This window comes from Luteimicrobium xylanilyticum, assembly GCF_009429125.1.
In the GTDB taxonomy this organism is placed as follows: domain Bacteria; phylum Actinomycetota; class Actinomycetes; order Actinomycetales; family Cellulomonadaceae; genus Luteimicrobium; species Luteimicrobium xylanilyticum.
In genome coordinates, this window is record NZ_CP045529.1 from 1,249,421 (window position 1) to 1,263,989 (window position 14,569).

At 72.0% G+C, this 14,569-nt stretch carries 20 protein-coding genes; 12 read left to right on the forward strand and 8 right to left on the reverse strand.

All coding sequences use genetic code 11. The annotated features are described in order from the left end of the window. Positions 1 to 5 precede the first annotated feature (5 nt). The gene (locus KDY119_RS05330) at positions 6 to 1,265 is read left to right on the forward strand and encodes an ABC transporter ATP-binding protein (protein ID WP_036952084.1); all 1,260 of its coding nucleotides are present in this window, start codon (positions 6 to 8) and stop codon (positions 1,263 to 1,265) included. A 17-nt stretch (positions 1,266 to 1,282) separates the two neighbouring features. Here the strand turns inward: KDY119_RS05330 and KDY119_RS05335 are convergent, their stop codons facing one another. Genes KDY119_RS05335 through xseA form a run of 3 tightly spaced genes read right to left on the reverse strand, consistent with a single transcriptional unit; the run spans position 1,283 to position 3,812 of the window. Next, positions 1,283 to 2,221: a carbohydrate kinase family protein gene (locus KDY119_RS05335; protein WP_036952081.1), complete on the reverse strand. Its 939-nt coding sequence runs from the start codon at positions 2,219 to 2,221 to the stop codon at positions 1,283 to 1,285. Continuing rightward, the gene (locus KDY119_RS05340; RefSeq protein ID WP_194174345.1) at positions 2,218 to 2,499 is read right to left on the reverse strand and encodes an exodeoxyribonuclease VII small subunit; all 282 of its coding nucleotides are present in this window, start codon (positions 2,497 to 2,499) and stop codon (positions 2,218 to 2,220) included. Before KDY119_RS05340 ends, KDY119_RS05335 begins: the two co-directional genes overlap by 4 nt. Then, positions 2,496 to 3,812, reverse strand: a complete 1,317-nt coding sequence (xseA, locus tag KDY119_RS05345) for an exodeoxyribonuclease VII large subunit (RefSeq protein WP_153022035.1) — start codon at positions 3,810 to 3,812, stop codon at positions 2,496 to 2,498. Before xseA ends, KDY119_RS05340 begins: the two co-directional genes overlap by 4 nt. Positions 3,813 to 3,964: 152 nt before the next feature. Here xseA and KDY119_RS05350 point away from each other — a divergent pair, with 152 nt between their 5' ends. Then, positions 3,965 to 5,014: a 4-hydroxy-3-methylbut-2-enyl diphosphate reductase gene (locus tag KDY119_RS05350; RefSeq protein WP_036952075.1), complete on the forward strand. Its 1,050-nt coding sequence runs from the start codon at positions 3,965 to 3,967 to the stop codon at positions 5,012 to 5,014. 73 nt (positions 5,015 to 5,087) lie between these two features. Further along, positions 5,088 to 5,390, forward strand: coding sequence for an SbtR family transcriptional regulator (locus KDY119_RS19390; RefSeq protein ID WP_407657434.1), 303 nt, complete (start codon positions 5,088 to 5,090; stop codon positions 5,388 to 5,390). A gap of 39 nt (positions 5,391 to 5,429) precedes the next feature. Here the strand turns inward: KDY119_RS19390 and rmuC are convergent, their stop codons facing one another. After that, a complete protein-coding gene (gene rmuC / locus KDY119_RS05360) occupies positions 5,430 to 6,929 on the reverse strand; it encodes a DNA recombination protein RmuC (protein WP_051136705.1) in 1,500 nt (499 codons plus the stop codon). Between the two features lie 49 nt (positions 6,930 to 6,978). Further along, positions 6,979 to 7,551 carry a GNAT family N-acetyltransferase gene (locus tag KDY119_RS05365; RefSeq protein ID WP_227994530.1) on the reverse strand — a complete coding sequence of 191 codons (573 nt, stop codon included), beginning with the start codon at positions 7,549 to 7,551 and terminating at the stop codon, positions 6,979 to 6,981. A 33-nt stretch (positions 7,552 to 7,584) separates the two neighbouring features. Here KDY119_RS05365 and ychF point away from each other — a divergent pair, with 33 nt between their 5' ends. The 4 genes from ychF to KDY119_RS05385 are packed head-to-tail and all read left to right on the forward strand — an operon-like array spanning position 7,585 to position 9,792. After that, positions 7,585 to 8,670, forward strand: coding sequence for a redox-regulated ATPase YchF (gene ychF, locus KDY119_RS05370; protein ID WP_036952073.1), 1,086 nt, complete (start codon positions 7,585 to 7,587; stop codon positions 8,668 to 8,670). Positions 8,671 to 8,703: 33 nt separating this feature from the next. Then, positions 8,704 to 8,985 (forward strand): type II toxin-antitoxin system RelE/ParE family toxin, encoded by a 282-nt coding sequence (locus KDY119_RS05375; RefSeq protein WP_036952070.1) that lies wholly within the window; start codon positions 8,704 to 8,706, stop codon positions 8,983 to 8,985. Further along, the gene (locus KDY119_RS05380; protein WP_036952067.1) at positions 8,972 to 9,274 is read left to right on the forward strand and encodes a HigA family addiction module antitoxin; all 303 of its coding nucleotides are present in this window, start codon (positions 8,972 to 8,974) and stop codon (positions 9,272 to 9,274) included. The genes KDY119_RS05375 and KDY119_RS05380 overlap by 14 nt, the downstream gene beginning before the upstream one ends. Next, positions 9,271 to 9,792 carry an AAA family ATPase gene (locus tag KDY119_RS05385; protein WP_036952065.1) on the forward strand — a complete coding sequence of 174 codons (522 nt, stop codon included), beginning with the start codon at positions 9,271 to 9,273 and terminating at the stop codon, positions 9,790 to 9,792. The genes KDY119_RS05380 and KDY119_RS05385 overlap by 4 nt, the downstream gene beginning before the upstream one ends. Before the next feature lie 144 nt (positions 9,793 to 9,936). Here KDY119_RS05385 and KDY119_RS19395 read toward each other — a convergent pair whose 3' ends face one another. Next, positions 9,937 to 10,413 (reverse strand): AbiV family abortive infection protein, encoded by a 477-nt coding sequence (locus tag KDY119_RS19395; protein WP_083890952.1) that lies wholly within the window; start codon positions 10,411 to 10,413, stop codon positions 9,937 to 9,939. Positions 10,414 to 10,449: 36 nt separating this feature from the next. After that, entirely contained in the window at positions 10,450 to 10,791 is a 342-nt protein-coding gene (locus KDY119_RS05395; RefSeq protein ID WP_036952062.1) for a YciI family protein, read from the reverse strand. Positions 10,792 to 10,907: 116 nt separating this feature from the next. Between KDY119_RS05395 and KDY119_RS05400 the strand changes: the two genes are divergently transcribed. Both KDY119_RS05400 and KDY119_RS05405 read left to right on the forward strand, forming a co-directional pair. Continuing rightward, complete coding sequence (locus tag KDY119_RS05400; protein ID WP_051136703.1) at positions 10,908 to 11,438, forward strand: winged helix-turn-helix transcriptional regulator; 531 nt, start codon at positions 10,908 to 10,910, stop codon at positions 11,436 to 11,438. Positions 11,439 to 11,491: 53 nt separating this feature from the next. Beyond that, a complete protein-coding gene (locus tag KDY119_RS05405; protein WP_227994532.1) occupies positions 11,492 to 11,938 on the forward strand; it encodes a GNAT family N-acetyltransferase in 447 nt (148 codons plus the stop codon). Positions 11,939 to 12,018: 80 nt separating this feature from the next. Here the strand turns inward: KDY119_RS05405 and arr are convergent, their stop codons facing one another. Continuing rightward, positions 12,019 to 12,429 carry an NAD(+)--rifampin ADP-ribosyltransferase gene (arr, locus tag KDY119_RS05410; RefSeq protein WP_036952060.1) on the reverse strand — a complete coding sequence of 137 codons (411 nt, stop codon included), beginning with the start codon at positions 12,427 to 12,429 and terminating at the stop codon, positions 12,019 to 12,021. A 67-nt stretch (positions 12,430 to 12,496) separates the two neighbouring features. On the opposite strand from arr, the gene KDY119_RS05415 reads away from it, so the two are divergent. The 3 genes from KDY119_RS05415 (at position 12,497) to KDY119_RS05425 (ending at position 14,523) form a co-directional block, all read left to right on the forward strand. Beyond that, on the forward strand, positions 12,497 to 12,715 hold the full coding sequence (locus tag KDY119_RS05415; protein WP_036952058.1) for a hypothetical protein: 219 nt from the start codon (positions 12,497 to 12,499) through the stop codon (positions 12,713 to 12,715). Next, entirely contained in the window at positions 12,712 to 13,647 is a 936-nt protein-coding gene (locus KDY119_RS05420; RefSeq protein ID WP_153022036.1) for a cation transporter, read from the forward strand. The genes KDY119_RS05415 and KDY119_RS05420 overlap by 4 nt, the downstream gene beginning before the upstream one ends. 99 nt (positions 13,648 to 13,746) lie before the next feature. Beyond that, positions 13,747 to 14,523, forward strand: coding sequence for a class I SAM-dependent methyltransferase (locus KDY119_RS05425; RefSeq protein ID WP_051136701.1), 777 nt, complete (start codon positions 13,747 to 13,749; stop codon positions 14,521 to 14,523). Positions 14,524 to 14,569: the final 46 nt, after the last annotated feature.

The window sequence follows — 14,569 nt, forward strand, 5'->3', positions numbered from 1 at the left end:
CAGTGATGGCATCCATCGACGTCAAGAACATCGTCAAGGAGTACGGCGACGGCTTCCTCGCTGTGAAGGGCATCAGCCTGGACATCGCCGACGGCGAGTTCATGATCCTCGTCGGGCCCTCCGGCTGCGGGAAGTCGACGCTGCTGCGGATGATCGTCGGGCTCGAGGACATCACCGACGGCGAGCTCCTCATCGGCGGCGAGCGCATGAACGAGAAGGCGCCGCGTGACCGCAACCTCGCGATGGTCTTCCAGAACTACGCGCTCTATCCCCACCTCACCGTGCGGGAGAACATCGCGTTCCCGCTCCGCCTGCACCGCGGAGAGTTCAGCGAGGCGGAGATCAAGAGCCGCGTGGAGCGCGCGTCGGACATGCTCGAGCTCAACGACCACCTCGACCGCAAGCCAGCGAACCTGTCCGGTGGGCAGCGGCAGCGCGTGGCCATGGGGCGGGCGATCGTCCGCAACGCGCAGGCGTTCCTGTTCGACGAGCCGCTGTCCAACCTCGACGCCAAGCTCCGCGGGCAGATGCGCACCGAGATCGCGCGGCTGCAGCGGTCGCTCGCCACCACGACCGTGTACGTCACCCACGACCAGACCGAGGCCATGACGCTCGGCGACCGGGTCGCCGTCCTGTCCGCGGGGGAGCTGCAGCAGGTCGCGAGCCCGCGGGCCCTCTACGAGCAGCCCGTCAACCTGTTCGTCGCCGGGTTCATCGGGTCGCCGCCCATGAACTTCCTGCCAGGGGAGCTCGGCGGCGGGAAGATCCGCCTCCCGTTCGGCGAGTTCGACCTGCCCGACCGGGTCGCAAGAGCCGCCGGGGACCGCTCGCTCGTCATCGTCGGGATCCGGCCCGAGGCGTTCGAGGACGCGAAGCTCACGCAGCCGCGCGACGGGTCGTTCCAGTTCGAGGCGAACGTCGACGTGACCGAGTGGCTCGGGTCGGAGCTCTACGCGTACGTGCCGTTCCAGACGCACGAGGCCGTCGAGGCGAAGCTCGCCGAGCTGGAGCGACAGCTCGACTCCGAGGCGCTGCGCACCCAGTTCGTCGTCAACCTCGACTCGGCGTCGCGCGTGCGGGACGGCGACACCGCGGCGCTGTGGTTCGACCCCGCGAAGATGCTCGTGTTCGACCCCGAGACCACCGAGAACCTCACCTACGACGAGGCCGAGGCGACGCGGCTCGACGAGGAGAACGAGGCCGACCGCAAGGCCTCGATCGAGCGCGCCCGGGCCCGGGCAGCGAAGGAGGGCGCGGCCGCGTAGGCCGCGGCCGGCGGTCGCTACAGCTCGGTCGCTTCCAGCTCGGCCCGCCGCGGGGGGTTCGCGCCGGCGCGCGAGACCGTGATCGCGGCCACGCGGACGCAGCGCGCCAGGACCCGCTCGACGGCGTCGCCCGAGATCGCGCGCAGCGCCGGCCGGTTGGCCGCGCCCAGCAGGCCCTCGTGCCACAGCCCGTCGATCAGCGCACCCATGAACGAGTCGCCTGCGCCGACCGTGTCGACGACCTCGACCCGCTCCGCCGGGACGCCCGTGACGCCCTGCGCGGTCACCGCGACCGCGCCCTCGCCGCCGAGCGTCACGACGACGAGCGACGGGCCGAGCGCGAGCCAGCCCCGCGCGACGTCGACCGGGTCGCGGCCGGGCGCCAGCCAGGCGAGGTCCTCGTCCGAGACCTTCACGACGTCCGAGCGGCGCACCAGCTCGTCGACGCGCGGCGCGACGGCGGCGGCCGAGCCCATGAGCGACGGCCGGAGGTTCGGGTCGTAGGTGACGGTCGCGTGCGCACGGTGCGCGTCGAGCACCGACAGGACGCCCGTCGCGCCGGGCTCCAGGACGGAGCCGATCGAGCCGGTGTGCACCACGGCGGTCTCGGCCGGGTCGAGCGTGACCGGGGGGAGAGCCCACTCGAGCTCGAACTCGTAGGTCGCGGACCCGGTCTCCGACAAGCGGGCCGTGGCGACCGAGGTGCGTGCCGCGCCGTCCGATCCCTCGACGACGCTCACGTCCGAGGCGCGCAGCCACGAGCGGATGCGGTCGCCGTAGGCGTCGCCGCCGAACGAGGTGAGCAGGCGCGCCGGGCGCCCGAGCCGGCCGAGCGTGAGCGCGACGTTGGCCGGGCTGCCGCCGGGGTGCACGTCGACGGTCCCGTCCGCACGGTGCACGACGTCGATGAGCGCCTCGCCGACGACGAGCGCGTCGCCCGCCACGGCCCGGGTCACAGCGACGCCTCCGTGTCCTCGGCGGAGTCGGCGTCGGCGGGTGCGCCCGTCGGTGCCGTGCTGCGCGCCGCCTCGAGGCGCTCGCGAGCGCCGTCGAGCCACTGCTGGCACCGGTCCGCGAGGGCCTCGCCGCGCTCCCAGAGCGCGAGGGACTCCTCGAGGGTGGTGGCGCCGGCCTCGAGCCGGGAGACCACGTCGACGAGCTGGTCGCGGGCCTCCTCGTAGCTCAGCGCCGCGACAGCGTTGTCAGTCGAAGGTCGGGGTGCTGTGGTGCTCACGCGATGGATCCTTCCACACGATCGGCGGTCTTCTTGCGCTTCGTCCGAGGGCCGGGCACGTCGTCCGACCGGGCATCGGCCCGCGGAGGAGCGGTGACCTCGGCCGAGAGCTCGCCCCCCGCGACCCGGACTCGGAGCGCGTCCCCGGGGGCGACGTCGTCGGGCGCGCGGACCACGCCGCCTCCCGGGCCCTGCACGACCGCGTACCCGCGCTCCAGCGTCGCGGCGGGGGAGAGCGCGCGGACCTGCGCCGCCAGGCGCCCCACCTCGCCCGACGCCCGGACGAGGGCGCCGTCGAGCGCCCGTCGGCCCGCGGCGCGCAGCCGTTCGAGCTCGAGCTCGCGGATCTCGACCATGGTCTCCGGCCGGGCGAGGACGGGGCGCGAGCGGAGCGCGGACAACCGCTCGCCCTCGTGGGCCAGCCGCGACCGCACCGCCCCACGCAACCGCGTCCGGGCCTGGGTCAGCCGCTGCCGCTCCTCGCGGACGTCAGGGACGATGCGCTTCGCGGCGTCCGTCGGGGTGGACGCGCGGTAGTCGGCGACGAGGTCGAGCAGCGGGCAGTCGGTCTCGTGGCCGATCGCGCTCACCAGCGGCGTCCGGCACGCGGCTGCGGCGCGTACGAGGGTCTCGTTGCTGAACGGCAGCAGGTCCTCGACCGCGCCACCGCCACGCGCCACGACGATCACCTCGACCTCGGGTCGCGCGTCGAGCTCGGCGATCGCCTCCGTGACCTGCGGGACCGCGCCCTGACCCTGCACCGCGACCTCGCGGATCTCGAACCGCACCTGCGGCCACCGCGCCTGCGCGTTCACGACGACGTCGTGCTCTGCCTTCGACTCCCGCCCGCACACGAGCCCCACGACCGCGGGCAGGAACGGCAGCGGAACCTTGCGGTCCGCGTCGAACAGGCCCTCGGCGGCGAGGATGCGCTTGAGATGCTCGATCCGCGCCAGCAGCTCGCCGACGCCGACCGCGCGGATCGCCGACGCCTGGAGCTGGAGCGTCCCGCGCTTGGTCCAGAACGTGGGCTTCGCGTGCACGACGACGTGCGCACCCTCGTGCACCGCGTCGCCCGGCGCCTCCAGCACGCGGGCGAGCATCGACACAGGCAGGGAGGCGTCGGCGTCGGTGTCGCGCAGGGTGAGGAAGCAGTAGCCCGATCCCGGGCGGCGGTTGAGCTGGACCACCTGGCCCTCGACCCAGACCGGCGACATCCGGTCGACGTAGGCGGCGATCTTGCTCGACAGCAGCCGCACGGGCCACGGGTGCTCGGCGCTCGTGTCGAGGGCGCGTTCGGGCAGGTCGGTCACAGCACCACCCTGCCCTATCCCGCCCACACGTCCCACCCGCCCGCCGAGTGCGACGCAGGGTGAGCCGAGTGCGACGCGGAGGTGCTGTGGCGGTGTCGCGGACGTGACGCCCGTCTCGGGGTCGCGCGCGGGCGCTCGCCTAGACTCGGGGCGTGACCTCTCCGACCACCACGGTCCCCTCCACCGGCCCGACGACGCAGCACCGCCGCGTCCTCCTCGCAGCCCCCCGCGGGTACTGCGCGGGCGTCGACCGGGCCGTCGTCGCCGTCGAGAAGGCCCTCGAGCACTACGGTGCGCCGGTCTACGTGCGCAAGGAGATCGTCCACAACAAGCACGTCGTGGCGACCCTGTCGGAGCGCGGCGCGATCTTCGTCGAGGACACCGACGAGGTTCCCGAGGGGGCGCGCGTCGTGTTCTCCGCGCACGGGGTCTCGCCCGCGGTCCGCGAGGCCGCGACCGTTCGCCGGCTCGAGACCATCGACGCCACCTGCCCCCTGGTGACCAAGGTCCACCGCGAGGCCGTGCGGTTCGCGCGCGATGACTTCGACATCCTCCTCATCGGCCACACGGGCCACGAGGAGGTCGAGGGCACCGCGGGCGAGGCCCCCGAGCACATCCAGGTCGTCAACTCGCCCGACGACGTCGACCAGGTCACCGTCCGTGACCCCGACAAGGTGGTCTGGATCTCGCAGACGACCCTGTCGGTGGACGAGACGATGGAGACCGTCCGGCGCCTGCGCGACAAGTTCCCCACCCTGCAGGACCCGCCCAGCGACGACATCTGCTACGCGACCCAGAACCGCCAGGTCGCGGTGAAGAAGCTCGCGCCCGAGGCCGACCTCGTGATCGTCGTCGGGTCGGCGAACTCGTCGAACTCGGTGCGTCTGGTGGAGGTGGCCCTCGAGGCCGGGGCGCGCGCGTCGCACCGCATCGACCGTGCCGCCGAGATCGACCCCGCGTGGCTCGACGGCGTCACGACCGTCGGCGTCACGTCCGGTGCGTCCGTCCCGGAGATCCTCGTCCAGGACGTCCTCGCCTACCTCGCGGAGCGGGGATACGGAGACGTCGAGGAGGTCCGCACCGCGACCGAGGACCTCATGTTCTCGTTGCCCCGCGAGCTGCGAGCCGACCTCGGGAGCGGCGAGGTCGCCGGTCGTCCGGAGCGCGGCGGGCGCCGGAGCCTCGGGGTCCAGCCGGCCTGACCGGGCTGTCGAGCTCGACGCGGCGCTCGACGCCGCCGCACGGATACGCGCCGAGCAGCCACCGGCCGAGGCGCTGCGTGCGTGGCTGCACCGGTATGCCGACTTCATCGCGGCCAAGCACGGCCTCGCCGAGTCGTTGCAGGCCGGGGCGCTCGCCGGGGCGGCCGAAGCGGCTCGGACGCGCGAGCGGGTGGTCGAGGTGGTCGCGGCGTTCCTCCGTGACGGAGAGGCCGCCGGCGAGCTTCGGTGGGGGCTCGACGCGGACGACGTGACGGCTGCCGTCGTCGGGACCTTCCTCGTGACGCGCGGCGTGCACGACACGGCCCAGGTCGGCAGGCTGCTCGACCTGCTCGTCGACGGCCTGGTCGCGCGCTGAGTCGACCCGGGGTCCGGCGACGACGGCGGGCGGCGAAGGTCAGCCGGCCGCGCGCGAACCCGCGTCGATCTCGTCGGGCTTGTCGTCGATCGCGACGACGTCCCCGGCCTCGGCGGGCAGCAGCTCGGCCTTGGTGATGGGCCGGACGGCGTCGTCGATGCCCTCGAGCTCGCCGATGACCTGCGACGGGTCGATGACCTCGAGCTCGGCGAACCGGCGCGCCGACGTGAGGACGTTGCGCTCGAGGGAGCCGATGAAGCCGTTGTAGCTCTCGGTCGCGGAGGTGAGCGACCGGCCCATCTTGGTCACGTGCTTGGTCATGGCGACGAGGCGGCTGTGGAACTGGCGGCCCAGGTCGAGGACCTGCTGCGCGTTGTCGGCCAGCGCCTCCTGCCGCCAGGCGTAGGCGACGGTCCGGAGGAGCGCGAGCAGCGTCATCGGGCTCGCGAGGACGACGTTGCGCTCGAGCGCGTACTGCAGCAGGGCGGCGTCCTGGTCCATCGCGGCCGACAGGAACGACTCGGCCGGCACGAACATGACGACGAACTCGGGTGCCGGGGAGAACTGCTCCCAGTACTCCTTCTTGTGCAGGTCGTCGACGTGCTGACGCATGTGGCGCGAGTGGGCGGCGAGCCGATCGGCGCGCACGGTGTCGTCCTCGGTCTCCTGCGCCTCGAGGAACGCGGCGAGCGAGACCTTCGCGTCGACGACGATGGACTTGCCGCCCGCGAGCCGGACGACGAGGTCCGGCCGCAGCGCGCCGTCGGACACACGGACCTGTTCCTCGAAGTCGACCCGGTCGAGCATGCCGGACGCCTCGACGAGCCGCTTGAGCTGCAGCTCGCCCCAGGCGCCGCGGACCTGCGACTTGCCGAGCGCGTTCTTGAGCTGGCTCGTCTCCTTGCGCAGGCGCTCCGCCTCGGCGCGCATCTCGACGACCTGGTGCTTGAGGTCCAGCGTCCCCGTGAGCCGCTGCTTCTCGGTCTCCTCGACCTGGACGCGGATCTTCTCGAGGTTCTCCGTGAGCGGGCCGACGAGCGCCTGGACGGCCTCCTGGCGCGCCTTGAGGTCCGCGGACCCGACGGTGGTGGCCTGCCCGAGCCGCTGCGTCGCGAGCTCGAGGAACCGCTCGTTGTTCACCGCGAGGACCTTGTTCGCGACGCCCTGGAACTGCTCGGCGAGCCGGGCCTGGTCGGCCTCGACCGCCGCGACGCGCTGCGCTGCCGCCTTCTCGGCGAGCGCGACCTTCTCGTCGGCGGCCCGCTGTGCCTGGGCGACCCGCTCGTCAGCCTGCTGGCGCAGCGCGGCGACCTGGGCCGCCGTCTGGCGGATCTGCTGCTCGACCTGCTGGTCCGCCGAGGAACGCGCGCCCTCGAGCTGCGCCGCGGCGGAACGCTGGAGCGCCGCCAGCGACTCCTCCGCGCGGACCGCCCGCAGCTCGAGATCGCGTCCGTGCGCGCCCGCGCGCACGACCTGGAGCAGGTAGCCGAGCACGACCCCGACCAGCAGGGCACCGAGTCCCACGAGAACCGTCGTCATACCGGCCAGGGTGCCAGCGGCCACCGACACGACCCGAATGACACGCCTGTCACTCGCGCATCGAGCGCGCCTCGAACAGTGCGCACGTCGTGTTGTAGTACGTGTCGCTGAGCCCGAGCGACGTCATCCCGATGCGCCGGCACACCGCCTGCGACGCGGCGTTGTCCGGGTGGGTCACGGCGACGACCCGGTCCAGCCCGGCCCCGAACGCCGCAGCGAGCACGACGGCCGCGCCCTCCGACGCGTAGCCGTGCCCCCACGCGTCGGGGTGCAGGTGCCAACCGATCTCGGTGTCGCCCGACGGGGCGAGCGGCTCGGTCGGGCCGGAGGCCGGGATCGACTTGAGCAGGATGCTGCCCAGGCGGGCGCCGTCGTCGGCTCGCGTGGCGGCCCAGATCCCGAACGGGGCCACGTCGCCGTGGCCCGCCCACGCCTCGGCACGGGCGAGGGCCTCGTCACGGCTCTCCATGACGCGCGGCACGCGCCCGATGAAGCGCTGGACGTCCCACCGGGCGTACATGTCGAAGAGGAAGTCGACGTCGTCGGGATCGGTCGGGTCCCAGTGGCGCAGGAGCAGGCGGTCGGTACGCAGGACGGGGGTGTCGGACGCGTGAGAGGACATCCGCCTGACGCTACCCCCGTAGACTCGTCTCCCGTGGCTCTCACCATCGGCATCGTCGGACTGCCCAACGTCGGCAAGTCCACCCTCTTCAACGCGCTGACCCGCAACCAGGTTCTCGCCGCGAACTACCCGTTCGCGACGATCGAGCCCAACGTGGGTGTTGTGCCCCTGCCCGACGCGCGGCTCGGCACGCTCGCCGAGGTCTTCGGCAGCGAGCGGATCGTCCCGGCGACCGTGTCGTTCGTCGACATCGCGGGCATCGTCAAGGGCGCGAGCGAGGGCGAGGGTCTCGGCAACAAGTTCCTCGCGAACATCCGCGAGGCCGACGCGATCTGCCTGGTCACGCGGGCGTTCGCGGACCCCGACGTCGTGCACGTCGACGGCGAGGTCGACCCGGCGAGCGACATCGAGACGATCACGACCGAGCTGATCCTCGCCGACCTCCAGACCCTCGAGAAGACGCTCCCGCGCCTCGAGAAGGAGAACAAGATCAAGCGGGGCGACGCGAAGCTCCTCGAGGCCGCCCGCGCCGCGAACGCGATCCTCGAGGCCGGCAAGACGCTCTCGGGCGGCGCCGCCGAGGCCAAGCTCGACCTCGACGACGTCGCGAGCCTCCAGCTCCTCACCGCGAAGCCGTTCATCTACGTCTTCAACACCGACGACGCCGGCCTCGCGGACGCCGACTTCCAGGCGAAGCTGCGGGCGCTCGTCGCGCCCGCGGACGCGATCTTCCTCGACGCGAAGTTCGAGTCCGACCTGGCCGAGCTCGAGCCCGAGGACGCTGCCGAGATGCTGGGGGAGGCGGGGCTCGAGGAGTCCGGCCTCGACCAGCTCGCGCGCGTCGGGTTCCACACCCTCGGCCTGCAGACCTACCTCACCGCCGGGCCCAAGGAGGCCCGCGCCTGGACGATCCACCAGGGCTGGACGGCGCCCCAGGCCGCCGGCGTCATCCACACCGACTTCGAGCGCGGGTTCATCAAGGCCGAGGTCGTGTCGTTCGAGGACCTCGTCGAGCAGGGCTCGGTCGCGAACGCCCGCTCGGCCGGCAAGGCCCGGATCGAGGGCAAGGACTACGTCATGGTCGACGGCGACGTGGTCGAATTCCGATTTAACGTCTAGCGTTATTGACGGATGTCGTTATAGACTGGCTCCATGATCAGATCGTTCGGCGACAAGGCGACCGAACGGCTGTGGCGTCGTGAGCGCGTGCGGTCCATCGATCCGAGGATCCATCGCGTCGCACTGCGCAAGCTGCGTCAGGTGGGGTCCGCGGAGACTCTCGAGGACCTTCGCGTCCCGCCCGGCAATCGGCTCGAGGCGCTCAAGGGTGATCGGGCCGGGCGGCACAGCATCAGGATCAACGACCAGTGGCGCATCTGCTTCGTGTGGACCGACGCCGGACCGGAGGAGGTGCAGATCGTTGACTACCACTGACAGGATCGAGCCGATCCACCCGGGTGAGGTCCTCATGGAGGACTTCATCGAGGGATTCGGCATCACGCAGAACAAGCTGGCGGTGTCGATCGGGGTGCCGCCGCGGCGGATCAACGAGATCGTGCACGGCAAGCGAGGCATCACGGCGGACACCGCGCTCCGGCTTGCGAAGTTCTTCGGGACGTCGGCGGAGTTCTGGATCAACCTGCAGAGCCACTACGAGCTGGACCGTGCCGAGGACCGGGCGGGAGAGCAGATCGCTTCGATCACCCCGTTGGCGGTCGCGTGACCGGTCGTCTCGTCGTGCTCTCGGGACTTCCCTGTGTCGGAAAGACGAGCGTTGCCGAGGCCATCGCTGCACGCACGGGGTCGGTCCACCTGTCCATCGACGCGGTCGAGGAGGCGATCCTCGCCTGCGGTTTGCCGTCGGGGTGGCGCGTCGGTGTCGCTGCGTATGAGGCCACGCGTGCGATGGCAGAGCAGAATCTGCGGCTCGGCCTCGATGTCGTCGTGGATGCTGTCAACGACAGCGAGGAGGCGCGGCAGACCTGGCGCACGGCGGCCGCGCGAACTGGTGCGCATCTCGACTTCGTGCACTTGGTGATCTCCGACGTGCAGGAGCATGAGCGGCGGATCGGCAAGAGGGATCGCGGTCTCTCCCATGTTGGTGAGCCGACCTGGTCCGACGTATTGCGTCGACGCACTGACTACGCGGCGTGGTCCGACGAGGTTCTGGAGTTTGACACGTCAGAGCAGTCTGTGGACGTGGTCGCAGCCGAGATCGCCGAACGTTTCGCCTCGTCATGAGGGGACTTCGTCCGTGATGGCCGTACGTGCCGGAACGCGGTGGAGTTTAGATTTTCGCTCGAACTTCTGCTAATGGTGGCCGTCACTGGTTCTTCAGTGCGCACTAGCGTTACCGCACGGTGCAGAAACTCGGTAGGGCAGGCCTTAGGCAAGATTGGATTCTTTGAATTCGCACCAGGGCAACGCTTCCTCGCGGGCGAGGACCGCGAGCGAACGGGCTCGGGCGAATGAGTTGTTCTGGTGGAGTGTCTCGGCGTCGTCGAGGAGGTCGGCGGCTTGGTGAGGAGGACGATCCACCAGCGGCGGGTGAAGTCGGCGGGGAGGGTCGGTTCGTCGGCCGGTTCGGCGGGAGTGTTCACGCGGCTGAGTGTGGCGCTCGCGGCCCGTCGCGGGCGTGAGCGGCGCGGGGCGTGTCGGCGTCTGACAGTCCAGTCCCGATTCTCTGCGAATTCTGGGGCTAGTGGGGTTTGGTCTGCCGGGGTGCGACTGGTCGGGAGGGTCGCTGTGGCGGGCGCCTCCCGTCGGCGCCGCGCTGGTCATCCGTTTCGCTCCTCGCCGGCCAGAGTGGCATTCACGCTTCACGGTAAGGTCGGCGGACTGGCCTGCCTCGTTCTCCCGCATCGTCTGCTGCGCTGAGCGGCTCCGAGCTGCGGTCTGTCAGTAGACGCGGCGGATCTGCTGCGGCCAGCCGCACGCCTCGGCGATCCTGCCGCCCCACTCGGTCGCCGCATCGTCGTCGGCGACGTCGACGATCGTCAGCCCGCCGATGTACTGCTCGGCCGGCGCGTACAGCCCGCTGGTGATCGCCACCGAGCCGCTGGTCGCGTCGGCGGTGACGGCGGCATCGACGTCCTCGTCCACGCCTGCCGCGAACACGAGGACCCCGGCGTCCCGCATCTCGGAGACGACGGCGTTCGCGAGGGGCCCGCGGCTGGCGAACCACTCGGCGGTGTGGTCGCCCACCCACTGCTGGTTGAAATAGATGATGTAGTGGCTCATCGTTGGGCCCTCCGTGTCGTCCGACTCCGTGGTGACTGATTGCAGTCTGCAATCTGTCTCGATACTGTAGGCCCAGGTGGTTTTCACTTGCAAGCACTAGGTGCCGGAGGCACAGGATGACACGGGCGCCGCGATCGGGGTGTGCGATCAACGCCGCCGTCGAGGTGCTCGGTGACCCGTGGGTGATGCTGGTGCTCCGCGACATCGTGTTCGGTAACCGCCGGTACTTCCGTGAGCTCCTCGCAGGGTCCGAGGAGGGCATCGCCTCGAACATCCTCGCGAGCCGGCTCAAGCGGCTCGTCGAGGCCGGTCTTCTTACCCGCGACGAGGCGCACCGCGGTCAACGGGCGAAGTACTCGCTGACCGAGTCCGGCATCGAGGTCCTCCCGGTGATGGCCGCCCTCGGCACCTGGGGGCTGGCGCACCGCTCGGGCGAGCAACGCCTGCGCGTGCGCGCGGAGCTGCTCCGTAACGGCGGCCCCGAGCTCCTCGAGGCCTTGATGGACGAGCTCCGCGAGCTCCACCTCGGCATCCCGCGTCCGGATCCGGACGCTCCCCGTCCCAGTGAACAGCTGGCGGCCGCCTATCGGCGGGCGGTCGGCGGCCCGGACCCGCAGATCGACGCACCGGGTGACCTGCCGGGATAGGTGCTGGCCCGTGCGGCAGGGTGTCGCGCGGTCCCGAAAGGTCGGATGAGATGGTGACGACCCAGCCGGTGTCCGGTGTGCCGGTGCGCCGCGTGCGCGGGCCGGAGGAGTACCCGCGGCTCGTGGCAGTCTGGCAGAGCGCCGTCGACGCCACGCACGACTTCCTCGCCGCCGAGGACCGCGACGCGATCGAGGCGCGACTCGCGTCCGACTACTTCCCGCACGTGGAGCTCTACGTCGCGGAGCGCGACGGGACCGTCGTCGGGTTCGCGGGCAGGGTCGAGGACCGGCTCGAGATGCTGTTCGTCGACGACGCCGAGCGGGGCCGCGGGACGGGTGCGGCGTTGCTCGCGTACGTCGTCGCGCTCGGCGTGACTGCCGTCGACGTCAACGAGCAGAACTCGCAGGCCCTGGCGTTCTACCGGCGGCGCAGGTTCGACGTCGTCGGCAGGAGCGCGCTCGACGGCGACGGGCGCCCCTATATCCGTTGCTCCACCTGACGCGTCGCCCGGCGGAGTGACGTAGTGCAGGAAGGCCGTGAACGGTAGCGCAGGGACGCCTCTCCGGTGACCGGCGCCGATCAGTTGATGATCTCCGCGCGGTCCTCGGCCACCATGGCGGCGAGCCGGTCCCGCCACGCCTGGAGCGCCTCGGGCGTGAGGCGGGTCCAGTCGGTGACCTCGCCGACGACGACGAGCGGCGCGGCGGTGCGGTAGGAGCGCGTCGGGTTGCCCGGGAACTTCTTGTCGGTGACGTTGGGGTCGTTCTCGAACTCGCCGGTCGGCTCGACCACGTACACCCGCGGCTCCCCGTCACCGGCGGCGAGCTCGGCGGCCAACCCTGCGCCGTCGGGCAGGGCGGTGAAGTAGACGTGGTTCATCACGACCTCGGGGCGGTAGTTGGACCGGAAGCCCGCGGTGAGGCGGTCCCCGACCTGCAGCTGCGCCTTCGTCCCGTGGTAGAACGGCCCCTCGTCCAGCACGTCACCCATCACGCCACCGTACCGAGCGCCGGGCATTCACCTCGCCCCGTCGGCGACGATCCGTCAGGCTGCACCCGTGGCCCTCGACGACGACCCCTTCGACTTCCAGGTGACCAAGGCAGGGACGGTGCGCGTCTTCCGCGGCGGCCGGGAGGTCGTGACGGTCGCCGGTCGGGCGGCGGAGAAGCTCGTCGCGAGCCTCGGCGTCGACGACGCGACCGACCAGCAGCTCCTCGCCCGCGTCACCGGGAACTACCGGCGCGGGAACGAGCGCACCGGGCGGATGCGGAGATGAGCGACCCGCGCCCGTCCTCGCGTCCGACGACGCCGGGCGCGCCTCGCGGCGAGACGCGCGCGCTCGTCGTGAGCATGGTGGGCTCGGGCATCCTGGGGCTCGCCGGCGTGGCGTGGGGCGCCGCGGTCGGATCCCAGCTCGTGCTGTTCGACGGCGTGGTCACGCTCGCGGGGATCGCGCTCGTCGCGGTGTCGATGGTCGCCGCGCGGGTCGCCGCGTCCCGTCCGACGGCGGACTACCCGTACGGGCGGCACGCGGCCACGCCGCTGGCAGTCGCGGTCCAGGGCGCCGCGCTGCTGGGTGCGCTGACGTACGGCGCGAGCGAGGCGGTGACCGTGATCGTCTCGGGCGGCTCGGACGCCGCCGGTGCGGCCGTCGCTGGCTACGGGGTGGTCGCTGCGGCGGCGAGCGTCACGGTCGCGCTGCTGCTCGCACGGTACGCGCCGAGCTCGGCCCTGGCCCGGGCGGAGCTGGTGTCGTGGCGGTCGGGCGCGCTGCTCAGCGGCGTCGTCGTGCTGAGCGGGCTCGCCGCCGAGCTCCTGATGCGGAAAGACCTCGATCGCGTCGCCGCCTACCTGGACCCGTCGCTCGTCCTCCTCGCCTCGCTCCTCATGCTGCCGATGGCGCTGGGCCTCGTGCGCGAGGGCGGCCGTGAGCTGCTCGAGGCCGCCGCGCCCCGCGAGATCGCCGACGCCGTCGCGGCGGCCGCGGAGCGAGTGCGTGCCCGGCACGGGCTGCCCGACCCGCTCGTGCGCACCACGAAGCTCGGGCGCCGGCTGTACGTCGACGTCGGGTTCGTCGTGCCGGATACCGACTGGGACGTGGCCGACGAGGACGCCGTACGCCGCGACCTCGGTGAGGAGCTCGACGGGCTCGGCTACGACGTCGTCGCCGGGGTCACGCTGACCCGCGACGGTCGCCTCCTCGGCTGACACGCAGCGTGCGCGACAGGGCGTCACCTCCGGCCGCTGCGTGAGACGTCCCTGATTTCCCGGGGACGACCGGCGAGCGCGGCGTCTACCGTCGATGCCATGAGCCCTACGACGCCGACCCTGTCGGACGACGACCGCACCGCGCTCTACGACGCCCAGAACGTCTGGGCGGCCGACGACGACTTCTTCCTCGCGCTCGTCGGCGGACGCGAGGGCTCCCGGGTGCTCGACCTGGGCTGCGGGACCGGTCGGCTCACGCTCGCGCTCGCGGCGGAGGGCCATCGGGTCACGGGCATCGACCCCGACGACGGCGCGGTCGCGGCCGCGCGGCGTAAGCCCGGGGCGGACGCCGTCGTGTGGGTGGTGGGGACGTCCGAGCAGATCCCACCCGGCGCGGGTTTCGACACGGCGCTCATGACGTCGCACGTCGCGCAGGCGATCACGGACGAGGGCATGTGGCACGGCACGCTCGACGATCTCCACGCTGCCCTCGTGCCCGGTGGGCTGCTGGCGTTCGACTCGCGCGACCCGGCGGTGCGCGCGTGGGAACGCTGGACCCCCGAGCGGTCGCGCGGCCGGGCGGCCCTTCCCGACGGGACGTCCTTCGAGGGCTGGCACGAGGTCATGCGTGTCGAGGAGACGGGGCCCGACGGCGGCCCCACCGACACGTGGCTCGTCCACCTCGCGGAGCACGCACTGCTGCCTGACGGGACGCACGCCGTCGACGCCGGCGAGCTGGTGTTCCGTTCGGAGGCGCGGCTGCGGGCCGACCTCGCAGCGGCCGGGTTCGTCGTCGAGCAGGTGCACGGCGGGTGGGAGCGTCAGCCGGTCGGCGAGGGCGTGGGCGAGCTCGTGGTGCTGGCGCGCCGCGTCTGAGCCCGGCCGGCCAGAAGAATTCCGGCGCGCCCGTCGGAGGCTCGTG

Bases quoted from the DNA above. Each gene is read 5' to 3' on its own strand.
- KDY119_RS05330 (WP_036952084.1), top strand. From the start codon at position 6: ATGGCATCCATCGACGTCAAGAACATCGTCAAGGAGTACGGCGACGGC.
- rmuC (WP_051136705.1), bottom strand. From the start codon at position 6,929: ATGACGACGGTTCTCGTGGGACTCGGTGCCCTGCTGGTCGGGGTCGTG.
- KDY119_RS05365 (WP_227994530.1), bottom strand. From the start codon at position 7,551: ATGTCCTCTCACGCGTCCGACACCCCCGTCCTGCGTACCGACCGCCTG.
- KDY119_RS05375 (WP_036952070.1), top strand. From the start codon at position 8,704: ATGATCAGATCGTTCGGCGACAAGGCGACCGAACGGCTGTGGCGTCGT.
- KDY119_RS19395 (WP_083890952.1), bottom strand. From the start codon at position 10,413: ATGCGGGAGAACGAGGCAGGCCAGTCCGCCGACCTTACCGTGAAGCGT.
- KDY119_RS05395 (WP_036952062.1), bottom strand. From the start codon at position 10,791: ATGAGCCACTACATCATCTATTTCAACCAGCAGTGGGTGGGCGACCAC.
- KDY119_RS05400 (WP_051136703.1), top strand. From the start codon at position 10,908: ATGACACGGGCGCCGCGATCGGGGTGTGCGATCAACGCCGCCGTCGAG.
- arr (WP_036952060.1), bottom strand. From the start codon at position 12,429: ATGGGTGACGTGCTGGACGAGGGGCCGTTCTACCACGGGACGAAGGCG.
- KDY119_RS05420 (WP_153022036.1), top strand. From the start codon at position 12,712: ATGAGCGACCCGCGCCCGTCCTCGCGTCCGACGACGCCGGGCGCGCCT.
- KDY119_RS05425 (WP_051136701.1), top strand. From the start codon at position 13,747: ATGAGCCCTACGACGCCGACCCTGTCGGACGACGACCGCACCGCGCTC.